The organism is Streptomyces sp. NBC_00353 (genome assembly GCF_036108815.1).
Classification (GTDB): Bacteria; Actinomycetota; Actinomycetes; order Streptomycetales; family Streptomycetaceae; genus Streptomyces.
Window position 1 is genome coordinate 9,302,835 of record NZ_CP107985.1, and the last position, 19,890, is coordinate 9,322,724.

At 69.2% G+C, this 19,890-nt stretch carries 17 protein-coding genes and 3 pseudogenes; 9 read left to right on the plus strand and 11 right to left on the minus strand.

Going from position 1 to position 19,890, the window contains the following annotated elements:
• The first annotated feature begins 570 nt into the window (after window positions 1–570).
• The gene (locus tag OHA88_RS41795) at window positions 571–4,296 is read left to right on the plus strand and encodes a S8 family serine peptidase (protein WP_328629433.1); all 3,726 of its coding nucleotides are present in this window, start codon (window positions 571–573) and stop codon (window positions 4,294–4,296) included.
• Window positions 4,297–4,298: 2 nt separating this feature from the next.
• On the opposite strand, the pseudogene OHA88_RS41800 reads toward OHA88_RS41795, so the two are convergent.
• Window positions 4,299–4,571 (minus strand): annotated as a pseudogene (locus tag OHA88_RS41800) (transposase); the annotation flags it as partial.
• Window positions 4,572–4,854: 283 nt separating this feature from the next.
• On the opposite strand from OHA88_RS41800, the gene OHA88_RS41805 reads away from it, so the two are divergent.
• Window positions 4,855–5,388, plus strand: a complete 534-nt coding sequence (locus tag OHA88_RS41805) for a hypothetical protein (RefSeq protein WP_328629434.1) — start codon at window positions 4,855–4,857, stop codon at window positions 5,386–5,388.
• 34 nt (window positions 5,389–5,422) lie between these two features.
• Window positions 5,423–6,475, plus strand: a complete 1,053-nt coding sequence (locus tag OHA88_RS41810) for a hypothetical protein (protein WP_328629435.1) — start codon at window positions 5,423–5,425, stop codon at window positions 6,473–6,475.
• 246 nt (window positions 6,476–6,721) lie between these two features.
• Here the strand turns inward: OHA88_RS41810 and OHA88_RS41815 are convergent, their stop codons facing one another.
• The 4 genes from OHA88_RS41815 to OHA88_RS41830 form a co-directional block, all read right to left on the minus strand.
• Window positions 6,722–7,276: a hypothetical protein gene (locus tag OHA88_RS41815; RefSeq protein WP_328629436.1), complete on the minus strand. Its 555-nt coding sequence runs from the start codon at window positions 7,274–7,276 to the stop codon at window positions 6,722–6,724.
• A gap of 342 nt (window positions 7,277–7,618) precedes the next feature.
• Window positions 7,619–8,596 (minus strand): MBL fold metallo-hydrolase, encoded by a 978-nt coding sequence (locus OHA88_RS41820; RefSeq protein ID WP_328629437.1) that lies wholly within the window; start codon window positions 8,594–8,596, stop codon window positions 7,619–7,621.
• Window positions 8,593–9,051, minus strand: coding sequence for a PaaI family thioesterase (locus tag OHA88_RS41825; protein WP_328629438.1), 459 nt, complete (start codon window positions 9,049–9,051; stop codon window positions 8,593–8,595). The genes OHA88_RS41820 and OHA88_RS41825 overlap by 4 nt, the downstream gene beginning before the upstream one ends.
• Window positions 9,052–9,105: 54 nt before the next feature.
• On the minus strand, window positions 9,106–9,399 hold the full coding sequence (locus tag OHA88_RS41830; protein ID WP_443044337.1) for a LysE family translocator: 294 nt from the start codon (window positions 9,397–9,399) through the stop codon (window positions 9,106–9,108).
• Between OHA88_RS41830 and OHA88_RS41835 the strand changes: the two are divergent.
• Window positions 9,359–9,786 (plus strand): annotated as a pseudogene (locus tag OHA88_RS41835) (Lrp/AsnC family transcriptional regulator). The gene OHA88_RS41830 and the pseudogene OHA88_RS41835 overlap by 41 nt on opposite strands.
• Before the next feature lie 153 nt (window positions 9,787–9,939).
• The gene (locus OHA88_RS41840) at window positions 9,940–10,308 is read left to right on the plus strand and encodes a PPOX class F420-dependent oxidoreductase (protein ID WP_328629439.1); all 369 of its coding nucleotides are present in this window, start codon (window positions 9,940–9,942) and stop codon (window positions 10,306–10,308) included.
• Window positions 10,309–10,726: 418 nt separating this feature from the next.
• Here the strand turns inward: OHA88_RS41840 and OHA88_RS41845 are convergent, their stop codons facing one another.
• From OHA88_RS41845 to OHA88_RS41860, 4 genes are all read right to left on the minus strand, one after another.
• Window positions 10,727–11,059 (minus strand): DUF6233 domain-containing protein, encoded by a 333-nt coding sequence (locus OHA88_RS41845; protein WP_328629440.1) that lies wholly within the window; start codon window positions 11,057–11,059, stop codon window positions 10,727–10,729.
• Window positions 11,060–11,061: 2 nt separating this feature from the next.
• Window positions 11,062–11,403 carry a hypothetical protein gene (locus OHA88_RS41850; protein ID WP_328629441.1) on the minus strand — a complete coding sequence of 114 codons (342 nt, stop codon included), beginning with the start codon at window positions 11,401–11,403 and terminating at the stop codon, window positions 11,062–11,064.
• Between the two features lie 458 nt (window positions 11,404–11,861).
• The gene (locus OHA88_RS41855; RefSeq protein WP_328629442.1) at window positions 11,862–12,545 is read right to left on the minus strand and encodes an ABC transporter ATP-binding protein; all 684 of its coding nucleotides are present in this window, start codon (window positions 12,543–12,545) and stop codon (window positions 11,862–11,864) included.
• A complete protein-coding gene (locus OHA88_RS41860; protein WP_328629934.1) occupies window positions 12,542–13,630 on the minus strand; it encodes an ABC transporter permease in 1,089 nt (362 codons plus the stop codon). The genes OHA88_RS41855 and OHA88_RS41860 overlap by 4 nt, the downstream gene beginning before the upstream one ends.
• A gap of 170 nt (window positions 13,631–13,800) precedes the next feature.
• On the opposite strand from OHA88_RS41860, the gene OHA88_RS41865 reads away from it, so the two are divergent.
• On the plus strand, window positions 13,801–15,021 hold the full coding sequence (locus OHA88_RS41865; RefSeq protein ID WP_328629443.1) for a sensor histidine kinase: 1,221 nt from the start codon (window positions 13,801–13,803) through the stop codon (window positions 15,019–15,021).
• Window positions 15,018–15,653: a response regulator gene (locus OHA88_RS41870; protein ID WP_267007306.1), complete on the plus strand. Its 636-nt coding sequence runs from the start codon at window positions 15,018–15,020 to the stop codon at window positions 15,651–15,653. The genes OHA88_RS41865 and OHA88_RS41870 overlap by 4 nt, the downstream gene beginning before the upstream one ends.
• A 90-nt stretch (window positions 15,654–15,743) precedes the next feature.
• Here OHA88_RS41870 and OHA88_RS41875 read toward each other — a convergent pair whose 3' ends face one another.
• Together OHA88_RS41875 and OHA88_RS41880 are read right to left on the minus strand one after the other, a co-directional pair.
• Entirely contained in the window at window positions 15,744–17,333 is a 1,590-nt protein-coding gene (locus OHA88_RS41875; protein ID WP_328629935.1) for an FAD-dependent monooxygenase, read from the minus strand.
• 77 nt (window positions 17,334–17,410) lie between these two features.
• The gene (locus tag OHA88_RS41880; protein WP_328629444.1) at window positions 17,411–18,040 is read right to left on the minus strand and encodes an acyl-CoA-like ligand-binding transcription factor; all 630 of its coding nucleotides are present in this window, start codon (window positions 18,038–18,040) and stop codon (window positions 17,411–17,413) included.
• Between the two features lie 473 nt (window positions 18,041–18,513).
• Here OHA88_RS41880 and OHA88_RS41885 point away from each other — a divergent pair, with 473 nt between their 5' ends.
• Together OHA88_RS41885 and OHA88_RS41890 are read left to right on the plus strand one after the other, a co-directional pair.
• Complete coding sequence (locus OHA88_RS41885; RefSeq protein ID WP_328629445.1) at window positions 18,514–19,245, plus strand: HAD family hydrolase; 732 nt, start codon at window positions 18,514–18,516, stop codon at window positions 19,243–19,245.
• Between the two features lie 77 nt (window positions 19,246–19,322).
• Window positions 19,323–19,838: pseudogene (locus tag OHA88_RS41890) on the plus strand (helix-turn-helix domain-containing protein); the annotation flags it as partial.
• Between the last annotated feature and the right edge of the window lie 52 nt (window positions 19,839–19,890).

Consider the following 19,890-nt stretch of genomic DNA (forward strand, 5'->3'; position numbering starts at 1 on the left):
GATGCGCCCACACGCGGGGGCGAGCGTCTCCCTCGCCAGGAAATCACCCTTGACGTATCCGTCCTTACCGACGACGGCCACCGTCGTATCAGGCAGGGCGGTGTGGCCGGTGAACAGCTGCCAGACCCGCGTGAGGCGCCACGCGGCCGCTTGTCAGAGCCGTCCGTCATGCTCAGCGTTGGGCCGACGCGTAACCCCACCGGATCAAGTCGCGCCAACGGAACGGCGATTGAAGCTGTGGCCTGACGATGCCGAGCGGGACGGCATTGCGGCGATCATCTGCAGCACCACTTCTGTGGCCAGCCTGTCCGGTGCGCCGTCGTCACCTCCCGCCCCGTCGTGCCGTTCACGGCGAGAGGCCGTGGGTCCCGGGCCGGTCCGATTCCCCGACCGGGCGGGGGACTGCCCGCCGACTACCTGACGTGCGGTTCCGGGCGATCCATCCCCATGGCGGCATGTCATAACTGCGCCATGGCCAAACAGCGCCAGCCTGAGTCTATTGCTCAAGGCAGAAGGACAACCCCATGCTCCGGATGATCTCCCACTCTCCTTAGCCCTTGAGGGGTCTCCTTGTCCATTCTTCCCACCCCCAGGCTTGGGCCGATCGCGCTCGGCGCGGTCGCCGCCCTGGCAATCGGGGTCATACCAGCCATCGCCGCGGCTCCCGCGGACCCGCCCGACCCGGCACCGCCCGCCGGTGCCGCATCGCAGCCACCCGCAAGCGGCAGCAGCCACAGCGTCACCCTGATCACCGGTGACAAGGTCACGATCGGCACCGCCGCCGACGGCACCGTCATCCGGTCAGTGGAAGGCCCGAACGGAACCATCTCCGGCTTCCACCGCGTCGTCATGGACGGTTCGACATACGTCTACCCCGATGCGGCCCTGCCCTATGTCGGCGCGGGGCTGCTGGACGAGCAACTGTTCAACGTGACCCGGCTGATCGCCGACGGGTACGACGACGCGCACGCAAAACGGCTGCCGCTCATCGTCCGCTACACCGACGCAGCCGCCAAGTTGCGGACCGCGCCGAACGTGACCGGCTCGACCGTTGTCCGCCGGCTGGACAGCATGCAGGGCGCGGCGGTCGCGCAAAAGCGCGACAAGGCCCCGGCGTTCTGGTCCGCGCTCACCGGCGACTCCGCGGCAGCAAGGGCACGCCGCGGATCGGTACGTCCCACCTTCGCGGGTGGTATCGCCAAGGTCTGGCTCGACGGCAAGGTGAAAGCCGACCTGGCCGAGTCCACCGCACAGATCGGCGCGCAGCAGGTCTGGGCGGAGGGCAACACCGCCAAGGGCGTGAAGGTCGCTGTCCTCGACACCGGGGTGGACACCGAACACCCTGACCTCATCGGGCAGATCGACGCCAGCACCAGCTTCGTTCCGTACGAGGAGGACATCGCCGACTACAACGGCCATGGCACCCACGTCGCCTCGACCATCGCCGGCACCGGTAGCGCCTCCGACGCGAAGGAACGGGGTGTCGCGCCCGGAGCCCGGCTGGAGATCGGCAAGGTGCTCGACAGCGAGGGCGGGGGACAGGAGTCCTGGATCATCGCCGGTATGGAATGGGCCGCCCGGGACGCACAGGCCAAGGTCATCAGCATGAGCCTGGGCGGCGGCGGCGACAGCACCGACCCGATGAGCGAGGCGGTGGACCGACTCAGCGCCGAGACCGGTGCGTTGTTCGTGGTAGCGGCCGGCAACGGCGGGCCGCACAGCATCAGCAGTCCCGGTGCCGCGGACTCCGCGCTGACCGTCGGAGCCGTCGACGCCACGGACAAGCTCGCCGAATTCTCCAGCCAGGGCCCGCGGGACGGCGACGCCGGGCTGAAGCCGGAACTCACCGCACCCGGTGTCGACATCCTCGCGGCCCGCTCCCACTACCGGCGGGGCGGCTCGGGCTACTACACCACGATGAGCGGCACGTCGATGGCGACACCTCACGTCGCCGGCGCCGCCGCACTGCTCGCCGCCACCCACCCCGACTGGAGCGGTCCGCAGCTGAAGGCAGCACTGGTCAGCAGCACCAAGGCCACTGAGTCGTACACCCCGTACGAGGCGGGCAGTGGGCGGCTCGACGCCTCCGCGGCCGTGCACGCGTCCGTCTTTGCGACCGCCAGCGCCTTCTCCGGTTTCCACACGTGGCCCGCGAAGCCGGGAGAGACCGACGTCCGGAAGGTGACATACACCAACGTCGGCGACGCCCCGGTCACCCTGGATCTCGCGATCGATGCCGACGCCCCGGCTGGCTTGTTCACCCTCTCCACCGACCGGGTCACCATTCCCGCACACGGCACCACCTCGGTCACCCTGACTGCGGAACTGGACCGGCTTCCCGCCGACCGGCAGATCAGCGGCATGATCACCGGCTCGGACAACGCCAAAGTGGTGCGCGCCCGGACCCTGATAGGCGTCGGCAAGGAGGGGCGTAGGCAGAATCTGACCATCGTCGCGAAGGACCGGTCGGGCAAGCCGCTCTCCGGCCGGGTCCTCCTCACCGCGGAGCACCTCTTCACGACGATCGAGCTCGACGAGTCCGGCACCGGCACCGGGCGCCTGCCCGTCGGTAGCTACAGCGGATGGCTCACCGCTGATGTGCGGGGGGCCAACGGGCCGCACTCGCTCGGCATGGCGCTGCTGAGCTTCAACGACGTTCAGCTGGACCAGGACCGCACCGTTACCCTGGACGGCCGCGAGACCCGCCAGATCCTGGCACACGTGCCGCGGCAGACCACGGCGGTCGCGCCGCGGCTGGACGTACACCGGTCGTTCACCGACAGCCTCGTCGAGAGCTCGATGCTGCCCAACGAGACGTACGACAGCATCTGGGCGCTCCCGACCGGCAAGAAGGTCACCGACGGCGAGTTCGAGTTCGGCGCCCGCTTCCGCCTCGAGCAGCCGGCGCTGACCGTGGGCACGAAGTCGGAGACCTTCGACGATCCGCTGGTCAAGCGAGCGGCGAAACCGCTGCCGGCCGGCACGCGGAAGCTGACGGCGGTCTTCGCCGCCGAAGGTACGGCCAAGGACCTGGCGCGGAAGAATGTCCGCGGCAAGGCTGTGGTGGTACGGCGTAGCGACACCGTGGCGATCGAGGAGCAGGCCAAGGCCGCCGCAGCCGCGGGCGCGCGGGTACTCCTGGTCGCCAACGACGGCATCGGCCGACTGCGGCCGTGGGACGAAACTCCCTGGAGCCCGCAGAACCCGGCTCCGCTGACGGTGGCGACGCTCAACGCCGACCAGGGCGGTGACCTGATCGACTCGCTCCAGCGGGGAAGCGTCGAGCTGAAGGTCACCTCCCACCCCACGACCGACTACCTCTACGACGTGGTGCGTCACTGGTCCGGCACCGTCCCGGCGGACCCGACCTGGCGGGTGAAGCCGAGCGATCTGGCCCGGGTGGACGTCTCGTTCCGCAACTATCGGCCGGGCAAGGCGCTGGAGTACCGCTCCGATGTCTGGCGGGGCTGGGCCGTCGGAAACCAGCTCACCGCGCCCGCACAGGGTGAGCGGACCGACTGGGTCACCCCCGGCGCCGACTGGCTGGACGACGCCTTCACCGTGGGGGAGACCGGGCAGCACTCGATCGACGTCCTTCGCTACCGGGCCGGGAAGACCGCCGAGGTCAGTTGGTTCGGGCCGATCCAGCGGCCCCGGATGGGTCCGATCGGCTACCAGCCGGTGCGCTATCTCGACACTGTCTACATTCCCGCGCCCGGCTGGGGCGACTCCGGCTCGGGCCATGTCGGAGAAGCTCACGGCAACTTCGACGTCAAGGACTGGATGTCGCTCTACCAGGGTGACCGGCAGCTCAACTGGGGCAACGCGGAATTCCTGCGGGTTCCCGAGCTCGCGGCGGAGCGCCTGCCCTACCGGCTGGTGGTCGACAACGACCGGGCAGCCTGGGCCAATCCGTACTCGACGCACACCCTGACCGAGTGGAACTTCACCTCCGCGGCGACCGGCGCCGACTCGGCCGAGTCTCTTCCGCTGATCCAGCTCGACTACGGAGTGGACACCGACAAGGCGGGCCGGGCGGACCGGCGTGCCGAGCTGACGGTGGCGGCCTCCCACTTGCCCGGCACAACGGCGGGCATCCGGAAGCCCTCTGTCGAAGTTTCGTACGACGACGGGGCGACCTGGCAGCGGTCCGAACTGAACCGAGACGGCGACGCATGGCGGACGGCCCTGAAGGCGCCGAAGTCCGCGGACTTCGTCACGCTTCGGGTCACTGCCCGGGACAGCGCCGACAACAGCGTCTCGCAGACGATCACCCGGGCCTTCGGCCTGCGCTGACGTCATTGACGGAGCACATACCGGGTGGGGTCGCAGCCGGCGGCCCCACCCGGTGGCGTTCCGCCCGTTACTCGGGACGGGCCACTCGCCGCGTCCGGCCGTAGCCGCGGTGAGCCATCCACTGCCAGGACCAGGCGGCCGTATGCCCCCGGCAACGGCAGCCCGGCCAGGCTCCGGCGGAGCCGGTCGACGTCGATAGGGCCTTCGTTGAAGGCGCCGTACAACGAGCAATGGCCACAGGGATGTTCAGGAGCCGACGCGAGATCGACGAGGGTCCGGACCGGACCGCACCGTCCTCAGAATGAAAGGGGCTCCGTGTCTGAGGGGCGGGACAGATGCGAGCGGGGACCGCACGCATACGCATCAAGCAGCTACGCGCCGAGAACCGTGTCTGCCCCGGTAGGGGCGAGCCGCGGAGTGCCATAAAACCATTCTAAAGAGCGAATGGTCCGATTCGGTGGAAAAGGCCAAGAAAGCGATCATGAATGTGGTCTTCTGCCGATACGAGGCGGGAGGTGACTTACACCTGCACCTGTGACCCCCAATTCGAGGATCAAGATGCGCAGAAGTATCGCGGCCGCTTCGCTCGTAGTCGGCCTGGTGGCGGCTCTGTCCGTCCCCCTACCGGCCTCGGCCGATCAGAGCGGGACCACGCCGGTGACGCTCTCGATCACCACCGGCACCATCGACATCACTGTGCCGACGGGGCCGGTGAGCCTGGGCACCGTTGCCGCCAGCAGCACCCCCCAGACGGTCAGCGCGCAGCTGGGGAACGTCACTGTGACAGACAGTCGGGGTGGTACCACCGGCTGGGTCGTCACCGCGAACGGGGTCGACTTCACGGGACCGCAGAGCATCTCGGTCTCCGCCCCTGGCTCCAGCAGCTACAACACGCCGTCCGCCACGGTCACCGGCAACGCCATCGTCAACGCCAGCAACCTGGCACCCCTGTACCCGCCAGGTCCTGTCCAGACCGCCACCAGCGTGTCCGGGATCAACACCGCCGTGTGGAACCCGACCATCTCGGTCACCATCCCGGCGGACGCACTGGCCGGCACCTACAGCTCGACGATCACCCATTCCGTGGCCTGACCAGCACGCCGAAATCACTGGGGGGTTCTCCACCTTGCGCAGTTTCGTTCCCGTCCTGGCTCTGGTGGCCGCGGCACTCATCGCGGTCACCGGCGCCGCCTCACCTGCGACCAATGCAGCGGCGTCGCCACGGTCGTCGGACTTCGGCCAGGGAAGCGTCGGCGTACGCCTCGTCGATATCCCGGTCGATCTGGCCGACGATCCACGAGCTCGGCACTACATCGTCGACAACCTGACGCCCGGCACGACCGTGCATCGCCGCATCGAAGTGCTGAATACCACTGATTCCACCTTGCACGTCGAGGTGTATCCGGCCGCCGCCACCATCACTCACGGCTCGTTCGTGGGGGCGGCCGGCAGGAAGCGGAACGAGCTTTCGTCCTGGACGAGGCTGCGACGCAGGACGCTCGATGTTCCCGCCCACGACAGCCTCCGCGACACCGTGAAGATCGCGGTGCCCAGGGACGCGGCGCCCGGCGAGCGCTATGCCGTGGTCTGGGCGCAAGTCAGGGGCGGTCGAGGTGGTGGCATCGCCCTGGTGAGCCGCACCGGCATCCGGATGTATCTCTCGGTCGGCGGCCACAACCCCCCGGCCCCGAACTTCACCGCGCGCACGATGACGGCTGAACGCGGCCCGGACGGCCACGCGATCGTGCGTGCCCAGATCATCAACACGGGGGGCCGCGCTCTGGATCTGTCCGGCACCCTGAAGCTCGCCTCGGTGTCGGGAAGCCTGAGCGCGGGCCCCTACCAGGTACAGCTGGGTACGAGCCTGGCACCCCATCAGTCCGAGCCGGTGATGATTCCGGTGACCGACGAAGTGGCCGACGGCCCTTGGCGCGCCACCCTTGAACTGAGAAGCGGGCTGCTCGTCAAGAAGTTCCACGCGAAGATCAGATTCCCGCACACCCAGGGCATGGCGCCGGCAGCCGCGGTGGACGCCGAGGCGTCCGGCGGTGGCGCACTCAAGGGGCTGGTCACGGGGATCCTCCTGCTGGCTACCGCCCTTCTGATCGTCGCCAACCGCGTCCGTCGTCGGCACGACGGGAGAACGGCTGACGCCGGTTCAGGCAGCACCGCCGGTTGACCTGTCGAGCCCACGGCTTCGTGGCGCTCACAGCGTGACCCGCAGTAGGTATACGCCGTCGGACAGCGGTCCGCCGATCCATGGCTACGCACGCTCGTGCGCCCCGTCGAGCGCCGTCCCGATGCCCTGGCCGGCTCACATCACAGCGCCGGATGTTCGGTCGAGCTGACCTCCAACTCCTCCGAAAGCGAGTCCTGCTGTGACTCAGGCTGTGCGAAATTGACAAGCTCCCAGGCCGGCCCGGTGCTACCCGACCCGCGCCCTCCGCCACTCCACTTCCTCGGCAGCCATCGGGGCCTGGATGTTGTACACGTCGCCGACCCGCAGATTGTCGGGCGTGCTGTACTCGCCGTAGGTGCCTATGACGGAGACGGCCACACGGGAATCGGGCTGCCAGAAAGTACGGAAATAAGGGGAGTTCGCCGGGATCTCCGGGATCTCGAGCAGGGGGACCCCACGCCGCTCCAGTAGGCGTTGCAGCTTTTCGAACCGAAGCCTGGGAGTGAACCGCCCGTACCGGGCGCGAAGCGTCTCGTTGACGAGGGTGCGGTCCCGGTACGCGAGCCTGTGAACCTGCAGGGTGAAGTGGTGGCCCGACCATGTGTGTTCGGCGGAAGCCCGGTCCCAGAAGAATTCGGCGAGGCCGTAGTCACGGCACATGCTGTGGTCGTCGAAGGTGTTCTCACCGAAGTTCGACCCCAGGGCCATGGTCACGCGGTCGGGAGAGGCCGCGGGGCCCACGCCGAGCACGGTGCCGGTGGTGACGACGTCCACGTAGAACGCCAGCGAGTAGGGGGTCAAGACTGATCCTCGATGTGGTGTGGTCCAACGTGAAGTGGGGGGACGTCCCCATCGGGGGTGTGCACCACCCGGGGCCCATCTGCATGGGTACCGCCGGGGCCTGGACGGCCCGGCGGGAACCTTACTCCACCAGGCCGCTTCACCACTCCCGGAACCTCCAGGACTCACGCTCCGCACGTCGCCGGTCGGTTCTCCGCATTCCGTTCACCGAACGCCTCCAGTGAATGTGCCGACGTGACGGCGGGAGCGTTCCCGTCGCCGGAGCACACCTTCTGACCGGAGGTCCGGGCGGCAGTGGACGGGCGAGCGGCCGGAGGTCCGCCCATCCACTCCCGCCGCGAGTCAGCGCGGCTCCGAAACCGGCCATGCGCGCGGGTACGGCACGCGCAGCGTTTCGGCCGCCACAGGGGTGTGGTCGGCGGCGGCGTGGAGGCGGCCGTCGCGGAGAACGACGGCGCCGCTGCCGAGCATGGTCGTGACCAGCTCGGCGGCGAGCGCCTCGGGCGTGAGGTCCAGGAACCGGGCGGCGTCGGTCAGCCAGTCTCGAGCGTGCAGGTACGGCTCGACGTCGTCGGCCGGGATGCCGCCGCGGATCATCAGGGCGAATGCGAAGATCCGCCGGGCGCCGTACCAGACCGTCCCGTCCGGGTCGTCCACGAGCCGTTGCGCACGGCGCAGGGCGGCGGCGAAGGCGGCACCGGGGTCGGCGGGGATCGGGCCGTGGGAGGGCAGGATCACCCGCGGGGCGAGGTCGGCCATCCGATTGAGGGAAGCGAGCGCGGTGGTGGCCGCGTCGAGCCCGTCGAGGGCGAGGTTCACCCAGCCGACGTCGTAGTCCGACAGTGCGTCCCCGGCCACGAGCAGCCGCTCCTCCGGCTGCCACAGCGCCAGATGTCCAGGTGTGTGCCCGGGGGTCCGGACGACTTCCCACTCGGTGTCCCCGAGCCGGAGGACCTGTCCGTCGTCGAGCGGTACGTCGACCGTGTACGGGGCGACCGGCTGGTCCAGGTACTCGGCCGCGCAGCAGCCCGGGTCCCGGCGTCGGATGGCCTCGGCCTCCAGTGCCCCGGCCGCGACGGCCGCGCCGTGCGCCTGGAGGAGGGCGTTGCCGCCGACGTGGTCGGAGTGCCAGTGGGTGTTCACCACCAGGCCGACTTCCCCGGCGTGCGCGCGGGCCCAGCCGGCCGTCTCTTCGGCATGACCCACGAACCCTGTGTCGATCAGGGCAGGTTGCCGTCCGTGGAGCAGCAGTGTGTTGGCGTCCGGGAACGGCCGCTGCCACCACGTTGCCCAGGACGGCAATGACGGCTGCGGGCTCACTGCTCGGGCCGCTTCACGCGGATCAGCGTCTGCTGCCCGTTGGCGACGAGCTTCCGCTCGCCGTCGTCCGTGACGCCGAACACTTCCAACTGGCAGACGGTCAGCGTGCGTCCGGCCTTCAGGACCGTTCCGGCCGCCTCGAGGTACTCACCGACCGCGGGCGCGAGGAGGTTGATCTTGTACTCGACAGTGAGAACCTCGGTGTCCTCGGGGAACAGCGTGTAGGCGGCGTAGCCGCCGGCGGTGTCGGCGATGGCGCTGGTGGCGCCGGCGTGGAAGTAGCCGTGCTGCTGGGTCACTTCGGGCCGACTTGGGAGCACGATGTGCACGCGCCCCGGTCCGATGTGGGTTATCCGTGCACCGAGGTGGGCCATCAGCCCCTGGCAGTCGAAGCTGTCCTGGATGCGCTTTTGCACCTCGGGGCTCGCCTGTTCCTGCTGCGTCTGGTCTTCCACGTGCTCTCCTTCGAAGGGGACATCACGGTCTGTGAACGGGGTGGCGCGGTTTCGTCAGCCGGCCAGGCGTTCCACCAGCAGGAAACCACCGATGACGATCATCATGGCACCAGAGACGCGGGTGACCGCCCGGGCCGCCGAGGGCCGGGTTTTCAGGACACTGCGGGCGAGCACGCCGACGGCGAGGTACACGAGGGCACAAGCCGTCATGTGGAGCGTGCCGAGCAGGCCCGTCTGCGCGGCGACGGGCCAGCCGCCCGCGGGGTCGATGAACTGCGGGAACAGCGAGAAGCACAGCAACAGCGCCTTGGGGTTCAGGCCGCTGATCCCGGCACCCCTGACAGTCACCGAGCTGGCCGCCCGCGTGCAGCTGAGCGTCTCGCCCTGCCACCGCCGCGTGCGCTACCTCGAACGCGAGGGTCCCATCCGGGGATACCGTGCCGTCGTCGACCCGGCCGCCGTCGGCCTGAACTTCGAGGCCCTCGTCTTCGCCACGCTGCGGTGGGAGGACCGTGACACCGTCACCGCCTTCGAAGAAGCCGTGACCGCCCGAACGTCATCCAGGCCCAGCGCCTCTTCGGTGAACCCGACTACCTCGTGCGCGTCGCCACCACCGACCTGGCCGCCTACCAACAGCTCTACGACCAGCAGCTGGCCAGGCTGCCGAGTGTCCAGCGTCTGACCTCCACCCTCGTCATGAAGCACGTGATCGACGACCGACCGTTGCCCGAATAGCCATCGCCGCGAGCAGTTGGTACGCCGCAAAGCGGCGACCTGGACAACTCGGGCGGCGTGCCCGTCTTACGTGATCGCGAAGGAACCCGCGCCCGAGTGGTGGCCGGGCGGCGCCACAAGGCGGCATCTGTAACCCAGTGGAAAGGTGCAGATATGACTGCCTTCACCGATGCTCAGCGTGCCTACCTGGCCGGCCAGCGGCTGGGTCGCATGGCCACTGTCGACCCCAGCGGCCAGCCGCAGGCCAACCCGGTCGGATTCTTCCTCCAGGCGGACGACACCGTTCTCATCGGCGGACACCGCATGGGCGCCTCGAAGAAATGGCGCAACCTGCAGGCCAACCCGAAGATCTCCCTCGTCGTCGACGACCTCGCGAGCGTGACGCCATGGAAGCCCCGCTTCGTGGAGATCCGCGGAACGGCTGAGCTGCTCACCAGCTCCGACGCCCTCGGTCCGGGTTTCAGCCCCGAGGTGATCCGCATCCACCCTCATACCGTTCACAGCTGGGGCCTCGACGACTGACCCCGCTCGGCCGAACCATTCCCCGTACTTGCGTCCGACGTCCGCATCTCCCGGTCGTGCCGGGGCAGCCGGCAAGCGGGGGCGACGGGCCGGCGCCGGCGCCCGTGAGCTGCTGCAGCGCGGCCGGCCGGTTCGCGCCCTGCCTCCGCGGCCCCGGTCCGACACGGCCCGTGCACTCGCTGCACAGGGCGCCCAGGAGGTCGCGGGCGACCTCGACGGATCACCGGCCGGACGGTCCTGCCCATCCTGCACAGCTCCTTCAGCCTCGGGATCGTCGGAGGAGTCTCGCTCGGTATCTGTGCACCGTTGTCGACTTCCCGGTGCACCGGCATCTGGCAGCCGTCGCCGTCGTCACAGCCGGAATGCCGATCCTGCGGGCCGACTGCCTCCGCTGCGCCACGAGTGGCCCGAACCAGCCCTATGCGGCCCTCAGGCCCTTTTCCGGATGGCAGATCCGGCATGCCTCGATGTCGGGTTCGTTCAACGCGATGATCGCCTCTTCGCGGTTGATGAACCCGAGTTGGGGTGACAGGGAGCAGCCCCCGCGGTGCAGCATCGCCGTGTCCCTGGAGAGCTTCGGCTGGATCTTCCACGACTGCTCCGCCTGCGCCCGCTCGTCGGCACGCTGCTCCTGCCGGTCTGCGACCTCCAGCTCACGGATCCGGTTCCGGGTCCGGCGCAGCTGCCACTCCAGCCAGTCGGCCAGCGCGCGGTTCTTGTCCAGGTCGGATATCCCGCCGGATTCGGACACCGCTACGCCTCGGCCGGCTGTTCGTGAACGTGCTTCAGCGCCATACGGGCATCGACGACGCCACTCTCCACGCTGCTCCAGAACGGGTGCGTGGACACGATGATGCCGAGTTCGAGGATGCGGGCCTTGAGGCGGGCGATCTCCGCGGCCTGCTCGTCGGTGTAGCCGGGGCTGTCTGTCTTTCCGGAGCGGAAGCTGGTGTAGGGCTGTTTCTCGCTCTCCCAGCCGGGCATCGGCTCAGCCGACCACGGCAGGGTCCGGGCGTACTGCTCGTACTGAGCACGGGTTTCGTGCAGCGCGAGCTGGGCGTCGCGCAGGTCCTGGGGGAAGTCGTACGTGGGCACACCCGAATGGTACGCGTGTTCGATTTTTGGATACGAGCGGCACGACGAGCTGCTCTGGTGAATCCCTCGGATGGAGCAGGGCGAGCGCCCCCGGCGTCGAAACCGAGCCACTTGGAGCGCGGTGTGCCGTCGGCGACGGCGACTGGGTTCTCGCCGGGCTCGACGTCGCCGGAGCTCTGGGCCTTCCTCGCGTACGGAGCTGCCGCGGTGCGTGGCCGGGCCCCCTTTAGCCGCAGTAAGTGTGTGTGGGCGTCGTTCGAGGGTGGCGGGGGTGGCCGGCACCCCCCGGTGGCCAGGCCCGGTGTGGTGCCCACTGCCCATTCCGAGAGTGTGAGCGGACCGAGCCATGTCCCGGGCTGGGAGCCCGGGACCGTGTTGTTCTCCTGCAGTGGGGCCGACGCTGTCGGGGCCCGCACCGACCTCCCGTCCGGGGTTGCGTGCTGCTCGTGGACGACTGGCTATCGGGCGGTGGTGGGGAGGCGGAGACGCCCGTCGTGGACTTCGGCGACCTGGTCGACCGCGGTGAGGTGGGTGCGGTCGTGAGTGACCAGGACGGTCGCGGTGGCCTGTTGGTGAGTGAGGCGGATGATCAGGTCGATGACAACGGCGCCACGTTCGTGATCGAGGGAACTGGTGGGTTCGTCGACCAGGAGAACGGTGGGGTCGTTCATCAGGGCGCGAGCGATGTTGACGCGCTGGCGCTGGCCGCCGGAGAGCTGGTGGGGGCGCCGGCCGGCCTGGTCGGCCAGGCCGACGGCGTCGAGCAGTTCCATGGCCCGGTTGTGGGCGGTGCGCGGGTTGCGGCCGTCGATCTGTGCCATGACCTGGAGCTGTTCGGCGGCGGTGAGGGAGGGCAGCAGGTTGGGCTGCTGAAAGACGATGCCGATCTTGTTGCGGCGCAGGTCGGTGAGTTCGCCGCGGGTCAGGCCGGTGGTGGGCGTGCCGTCGATGGTGACGGTGCCGGTATCGGGGCCAATGAGGGTGGCGGCGACGGCGAGAAGGCTGGACTTGCCGGAGCCGGAGGGGCCGACGACGGCGGTCAGGCTGCCCTCGGGCACCTGAAGGGTGACCCGGTCCAGTGCGGTCAGGCGGGATACGCCGTCGGGGTAGGTGAGGGTGATGTCGGTCAGGTTGAGGCTCATCGGGCGCTCCCCAGGGCGGTCAGTGGGTCGACGGAGGTGATGCGGTGGATGGACAGGCCGGCCCCGAGCGCGCCCAGCGCGATTGTCACGGCGGCGGGAACGAGGGCGGTGGTGGGGGTGAGGAGGAACGGCACCGCGCTGCCGGCGACCAGGGCGCCGAGGCCGGCGGCGATGCCGGTGCCGATCAGGGTGCCGCCGGCCAGCAGGACAAGGGCCTGGCCGAGCGCGTCCGTCAGCAGATTGGCGGTGGAGGCGCCCAGAGCCTTGAGGACGGCGACGTCGCCGCTGCGCTGGATGGTCCACACGGTGAAGAAGGCGCCGATGACCAGGGCGGAGATCGCGAACAGGAAGCCACGCATCAGTTGCAGGGAGCCGTTTTCGGAGGTGTAGGAGCCGATCGCGGACAGCGAGTCGTCCTTGGAGACCGTCTTGGTGCCCGCCGCCTGGTCGGCGGCCTTGAGGTCGGTGCCGGAGGTGGTGTTGAGGGCGATGACGGTGGCGGTGGGCCCGTAGGCGGTGCCCGTGGGAGGTGCGGTCTTCTGCCAGGTGTCGAGGCTGGTCCAGATGACGGGGGTGTGGCTGAAGGAGGCGTCACCGCTCACCGCGGCGACGGTCAGTTTCTGCCCGGCCAGGGTGATGGTGTCGCCCGCCGCGACGCCCAGGCCGTCAGCGGCGGCGGTCGAGAGGACCACCGCGTGACCGTCGATCTTGTTGCTGTCGGGGGCGAGCGTGGAGCTGGGCTTCACGCCGAAGGCGGAGACGCCTGTGCTCTTGCTCCCGGCGGTCGCCTTGGTGGTGGTGATGCCCAGCGGTTCGGCGCTGCTCACGCCGGGCGTCTTGGCCCACTGTTGCCACTGCTTCTCGGTGACGGTGGAGTTCGAGTACGACGGGTCCTCGCCCTCGCCGGGCGCGCCGAAGGTGATCTTGTCGGCGGGCAGGGACGTGATCGCGGAGATGTTCTGCCGGCCCAGCCCGGCGGTCAGTCCGGACAGCAGCCCGACCAGCAGGGTGATCAGCACGATGACGGTGCCCATCAGGGCGAAGCGCCCTTTGGCGAATTTCAGGTCTCTCCAGGCGACGAACACGGCTTGGACCTGCTCTTTCATGGGCGGAATCGGTATGTCCCCACCGTCGCTGCCAATCCCCTCCAGAGGCATCTGGCCCAGGACAGCACTTGGCGCATCGAAAGGCGGCAGACCGGTTGTAACTTTCGATGGAAGCCGCGCAGAGGTTTTCTCCTTAGGGTGGAAGGACTGTGAACACCACCGCCCCCGCCTTGACCCCCACCACCAGAGCCCTGGCCTGGTGCCTGCACCTGCTGGTCATCGGCCTGCTCGCCCTGGCGGCCGGCCGGGCCGTGGCCGATGGCCGCCCGCACGCCGGGTGGGTCGTCGCCGCGGCCGCGGCATGCGGCCTCGTCTACGCGGCCGGCCCGCTGCTGCCACGCGTCAGCCGCTCGCGGTCGGCCGCAGCGCTGTGGCTGGCCGCTGTAGGCACTGTCTGGCTGGTGCTGCTGGCCCTGTCCGCCGACGGGGTGTGGTTGGCATTCCCGCTGTATTTTCTCGAGCTCCACCTGCTGGCCCGCCGCGCCGGACTGGCCGCCGTGGCGGTCACCGGGCTGGCCGCCGTCGCAGGCTTCGCCGCGCATCAGGGCACCTTCAGTGCTGCGATGGCGATCGGCCCGGCCCTCGGCGCCGCCGTGGCGGTGGCGGTGGTGTGGGGGTATCAGGCTCTGTACCTGGAGAGCGAACAACGCCGGCACCTGATCGAGGAGCTCACCGCCACCCGAGCCGATCTGGCTGCCGCCCAGCACACCGCCGGCGTGCTGTCCGAGCGCGAACGTCTGGCCCGCGAGATCCACGACACTCTGGCCCAGGGCCTCTCCAGCATCCAGCTGCTGCTGCGCGCCGCCGAACGCGCCCTGCCCGGCACCCCCGAAAGTGCCGCCCGCTACGTCGACCAGGCCCGCCAGGCCGCCGTCGACAACCTTGCCGAGGCCCGCCGCTTCGTCGCCGCCCTCGGCCCGCCCGCCCTGGAAGGCACCACCCTGGCCGGCGCTCTGGAACGCCTGTGCGCCACCACCAGTGCCCGCCACCGGATCACCGCCCGCTTCCACCTCACCGGCGACCCGCTACCGCTGCCGACCGCGCACGAGGTCGCACTTCTGCGCATCACGCAGTCTGCCCTCGGGAACACCGTCCGCCACGCCAAGGCCACCGCAGCCGAGGTCACCCTCAGCTACCTCGGCGACCACGTCGTCGTCGACATCGTCGACGACGGGCACGGCTTCGATCCCCACCACCTGCCCGTCCCCGACCCGGAGGCCGGGGGGTTCGGGCTGGCCGCCATGCGCGCCCGCGTCCACGATCTGGGGGGCACCCTCATCATCGAGTCCACTCCAGGTCACGGCACCGCCCTGGCCGCCCAGCTCCCTCTGACCCCCTCCGCCGAGAACGAGCCCGAGGCCCACCCGTGACCGACACCCCCATCCGCCTGCTCCTGGCCGACGACCACCCCGTCGTGCGCGCAGGGCTGCGCGCCGTGCTGGAGACCGAAGCCGGCATCGAAGTGGTGGCCGAAGCCCCAACCGCCGAGGAAGCCGTCGCCCGCGCCGCCCAGGGCGACATCGATGTCGTTCTCATGGACCTTCAGTTCGGCAAGGGAATGAACGGTGCCGAGGCCACCGCCGCCATCACCGCACGGCCCCAGGCCCCCCGCGTGCTGATCGTCACCACCTACGACACCGACGCCGACACCCTCCGCGCCATCGAAGCCGGCGCCACCGGCTACCTCCTCAAGGACGCCCCACCCGAGGACCTGGCCGCCGCCGTACGCACCGCCGCGGCAGGCCGCACCACACTGGCACCCACCGTCGCGGACCGGCTGATGAACCGACTGCGTACTCCCGGCACCACCCTGACCCGGCGCGAGACCGAAGTTCTCGCGCTGGTCGCCGTGGGCCTGTCCAACCAGGCCATCGGCAACCGGCTCCACCTCACCGAAGGGACGGTCAAGTCCCACCTGGCCCGTATCTACGTGAAACTCGGCGTCGACTCCCGAACCGCTGCCGTCGCCACCGCCACCGAACTCGGCCTCATCCGGCGATAAGGACCAAGGCAGTTCGCCCGGCGCACCGGTGCGCCCGCCCGGCCACCCCTCCCTGAGCGCGAACCCGTTCGGTTGTGCGCTCAACGCCCTTCACGTCGTTCGCAGGTTTTCCGACCCGTTGCGGGCGGGTTCGGCAGCGCCGAACCACCGCTGCGTTGCGGTCCGCAGGGCGTCCAGGTCGGCCGGGTCGGGGCGGTGTGAGGCTGCTGCCCATGCCACATAGCAGTCGGGGCGCAGCAGCAGGGCGGTGGCCACAGGGGCGGGGGACTGGGGTTGCGCGATGACGATGTCCACCTGGTCGTGCCACTGTGCGAGCTCCCCGGCAACCGATGCGTCTTCGGTCATGTCGAGCAGCAGTGGCCGTGCGGTTCTGGTGAGCTCTGCCAGTCGGACCGCCCCGGCCGGGGTGCGCAGTTCCACGTCCGGCGCGAACCGGCCGACCAGGGGATGTGCGTGGGGGCCGGCCATGTCGTAGCGGATGTCGGTGCCCGCGGTGAGGTCGGCGAGGTGCTGGACGGTGTTCGGATGGCCGAGGAGTTCGGTGAACAGCTCGCGCAACGCGGTGACGTCGCTGCCCGGGGCAGTCAGCGCGGCCTGTGCCTGGGCGTTGATGACCATGCGGTGGGCGGCCTGCCGGCGCTCGGTGTCGTAGCTGTCGAGCAGTTCGGGTGGGGCGCTGCCGTGAATCTCGGCGGCGAGTTTCCAGCCGAGGTTGACCGCGTCCTGCAGGCCGAGGTTGAGTCCGGGGCCGCCCCCTGATGCATAGACGTGGGCGGCGTCGCCGATCAGGAACACGCGGCGGTCGCGGAATTGTTCGGCCACTCGGGTGTTGCCGCCCGTCAACCGGCGCAGCACGTGTGGTCCCTCGCCGGTGGGCGGGCTCAGGGGCAGGTCGGCACCGAGTACGCGGCGGATGCTCGCCCCGAGTTCGTCGAGGCTCATCGGCGCCTGGGTCTCGGGCTGGTCCCACTCTGTGGTGCTGACAAGTGGCGGGTGGCCGGGGAAGGGCGCGTAGGAGAACCCTCCGCACTCGGTGCGATGGGGCAGGAACGGCAGGACGGTTCCGTAGCCGGGTAGGTTCAGTGCGCCGGTGGTGGGATCCACCCATGTCGCCGGAACCGTGGCATGCGCCGTCCGGTTGGTCCTGCGGTCGTAGCTGACGCCGGGGAATCCGATACCGGACAGTTTGCGCGTGATGCTGTGCGCGCCGTCCGCACCGACGACGTACTGGGCCCGTAGCCGGTAGGTCCCATCCGTTCCCGCGACGTCCACGGTGACCGCCTCGGTGTCCTGCGACAGACCGACGACCTCGTGTCCTCGCTGGATTTCTACGCCGAGTTCGGTGGCCCGCTCCTCCAGGACCTGCACGATGTGCTGCTGCGGTGCCGGCAGGCCGTAGATCGGGCTCTCCTGCAGCAGGCTCAGGTTCAGGCCCATCGCGGCGAACATGAAGTAGGCCGAGTTCGGCTGCGGCGGCCCCGGTACGCCGCTGAGACGCTCGTACAGCCCTCGGCGCTCGACCACCTTCACGACCTGACCCAGCAGACCGTTCGCCTTCGGCTCCGCGCTCGGCGCGGTCAGGCCTTCCAGGACGACCGGCCGGACTCCGGCCAGGGCCAGTTCACAGGCCAGCATCAGCCCGTTCGGGCCGCCTCCGACGATGACGACATCTGTGACCACCAACGTGTCCCCCTTGTACGGATGGGAAAAGCAGGGCGGATCGTCCCGGCCGCAGCCGGGCGAGATCGGTTCATTTGCTACGGAGCGGGAAGGCCCGCGACGACCTGGTCGAACACCTCGCGCAGCACCAGGGCGAGCGGGGCGGGCGGATCCGCGCACAGGGAGCGCTCCACGGCCACGGCACTGCCGGCACCGACCACCGCGGCAACCAGCTTCGGGTACACGTCACGGGCCACGTCGGTACCGGTACGCTCGGCGATCGCCTTGGCCAGCTCCTCCTGTGCGGCTGCGTTCGCCTTGACGACCTCCCCCTGCAGCGCCGGTTCGGCCAGCATGAGCCGGAGCCCGTCCGCCCAGCGCTGGTCTCGGGGGGACCCCGCGCCGGAATCGCCTTGCGGCACGAACTGGGCCTGCACGGAGAAGGAGATCGAGTCCCACAGGGGCTCGGTGACCGGCCGCGCGCGCAGCTCGTCGGCAATCCGCAGCATGCGCTCCAGGTGGCTGGCGGCGATCGCCTCGGCCTTGCTGGAGAAGTAGTTGCGGAAGGTGCGCACGGACACATTCGCTGCGGCGGCGATGTCCTCCACCGTTACGTTGTCCCACCCGTACTGGACGCACAAGCGGATCGTGGCCTGACTCAGCGCGACCCGGGTCTCCCGCTTCTTGCGTGCCCGCAGACCGCCGCCGGCGTCGTCTCCTTGTGTCATGTCGACCACTGTAGAGAAAATTGCCCAAAGTGCAAGATTGCCAACCTGGCAAGATTCTGTCGGCGAACAACACTCGCCGGCCCAGTCGCGCCAGCAAGATCACGCGAAGGACGGGGAGATTCAACTGAGTCGTCCATGACGAGCGCGGCGTCCTCCGCGAAGCGGCGCCTGGGAGGGAGCGTGAGGAGCGGGCCCAGCCGGTCGATGATTCACGACGCCATCGTCAGCGAGCACGCCGGGGGAGTCGGCGTCGACGGTCACACATTGCGGCTGCCACCCAAGGTCGACCAACCAGGTCTGAAGCGCTCGTGACAGCCCTTGCGTCAGTGCTTCCAGTGGTCACGCTGCGGCAGTCGGTGCCGCATCAGGCAATGTTGGCCCTGTTGTGACCACCTGGACAATCTTCCCGAAAGGGGGGATCGCGATACCTGCCGTCTGGCGTCAGGGACAGGCGCCACGAGATGATCATGCCTATGACAGATGTGATCTTCTTCGATCTGGACGGCACCCTGGTCGATCATCGAAGCGCGGTCTTGGAAACGATCGGCCAGATCGTCCAGGCCGCACCGAACGCGACAGCTCCATCGGAGGAGTTGGTGACGTTGTGGTGGACGCTGGAGGCGCGCCACATGCGGGAATACCTTGCTGGTCAGTGCTCCTTCGCTGAGCACCACCGACGCAGGCTCCGTTCCTTCCTGCCGATGCTCGGCGAGCCGGTGCCTGAAAGTCCCGGCCTTCTGGATGCCTGGATCGCCGAGCGCTACCTCACCGTGTTCGAGGAGTCCTGGCGGTGCTATCCCGATGTCCAGCCATGCCTGGAGACCCTGAAACGGCTTCCCCGAGGACCGCGTCTGGCTGTTCTCACCAACGGGGACCCCGAGCAGCAGCGCGCCAAACTCGCCCGCTTCGGCCTCCTCGAATACTTCGAAGCCGTCCTGACTCCGACCGAGCTCGGTGCGGCCAAGCCCGTCGCCTACGCCACCGCCTGCCGGCGGATGCGGACGGACCCCGCGGAGGCGGTCAACGTGGGCGACATGCTGGAAACCGATGTAAACGCAGCAGCCCTCGCCGGTCTCACCGGCATCTGGCTGGACCGCGGCATCGACTTCGTCACCGGTGGACCATCGCCGACGGCAGACCAGACGGTGCTCCGCATCGAACGGCTCACCGACCTCCCCAACCACCTGTCACGCACGAACGCCTGACCGGCTCTCACGGCCGTCGTGAGCGACCCGGGGCAACGCCTTCCCCGGGGGGCATTCATCGGCTGGTTCCAAGAATCATGGCCAGGTTCCAACTACCGTGGCTCGGCTCAACGAACCACTCAGCCCTTGGCCGTGAGATCGATGATGACGAGGGCCGGCGGCTGCTGCGGATCATCCGCAGGGGCACCGGCTCGGTGGTGACGTGGCGGCGCGCACAGAGGGTGCTGCGAGGGTGCTGCTGTCTGCCCAGGGCGTGCTCGTGGCGAAGACCGCCGAGGTGACTTTCACCAGCCCGGACCGGGGCCGCGATGTGATCCATGACTTCAACACCGACGGCTTCGAGGCGCTCTACCCGAAGTGCAAAGGCGGACGCTCGAGGACCTTCACCCTTCCGGAGCGGCGCGAGATCAAGAAGATCGCCAAGTCCAAGCCGGCCGGGCACGACCTGCCGTTCCCGATCTGGATCCTGGCCAAGCTGGGTGACTTCCTGGTTGCCGAGGGGGTGGTCGACGACATGAGTCACGAGGCCCTTCGGGCCCTGCTCCGCGAAGAGGGCGTCTCCTTTCCGACGTGTGAAGACCTGGAAGGCCACGCCAGGCCGAGCCATTCCGACTGTGCGCGACTGTCTCCTTCATCAGATGTTCG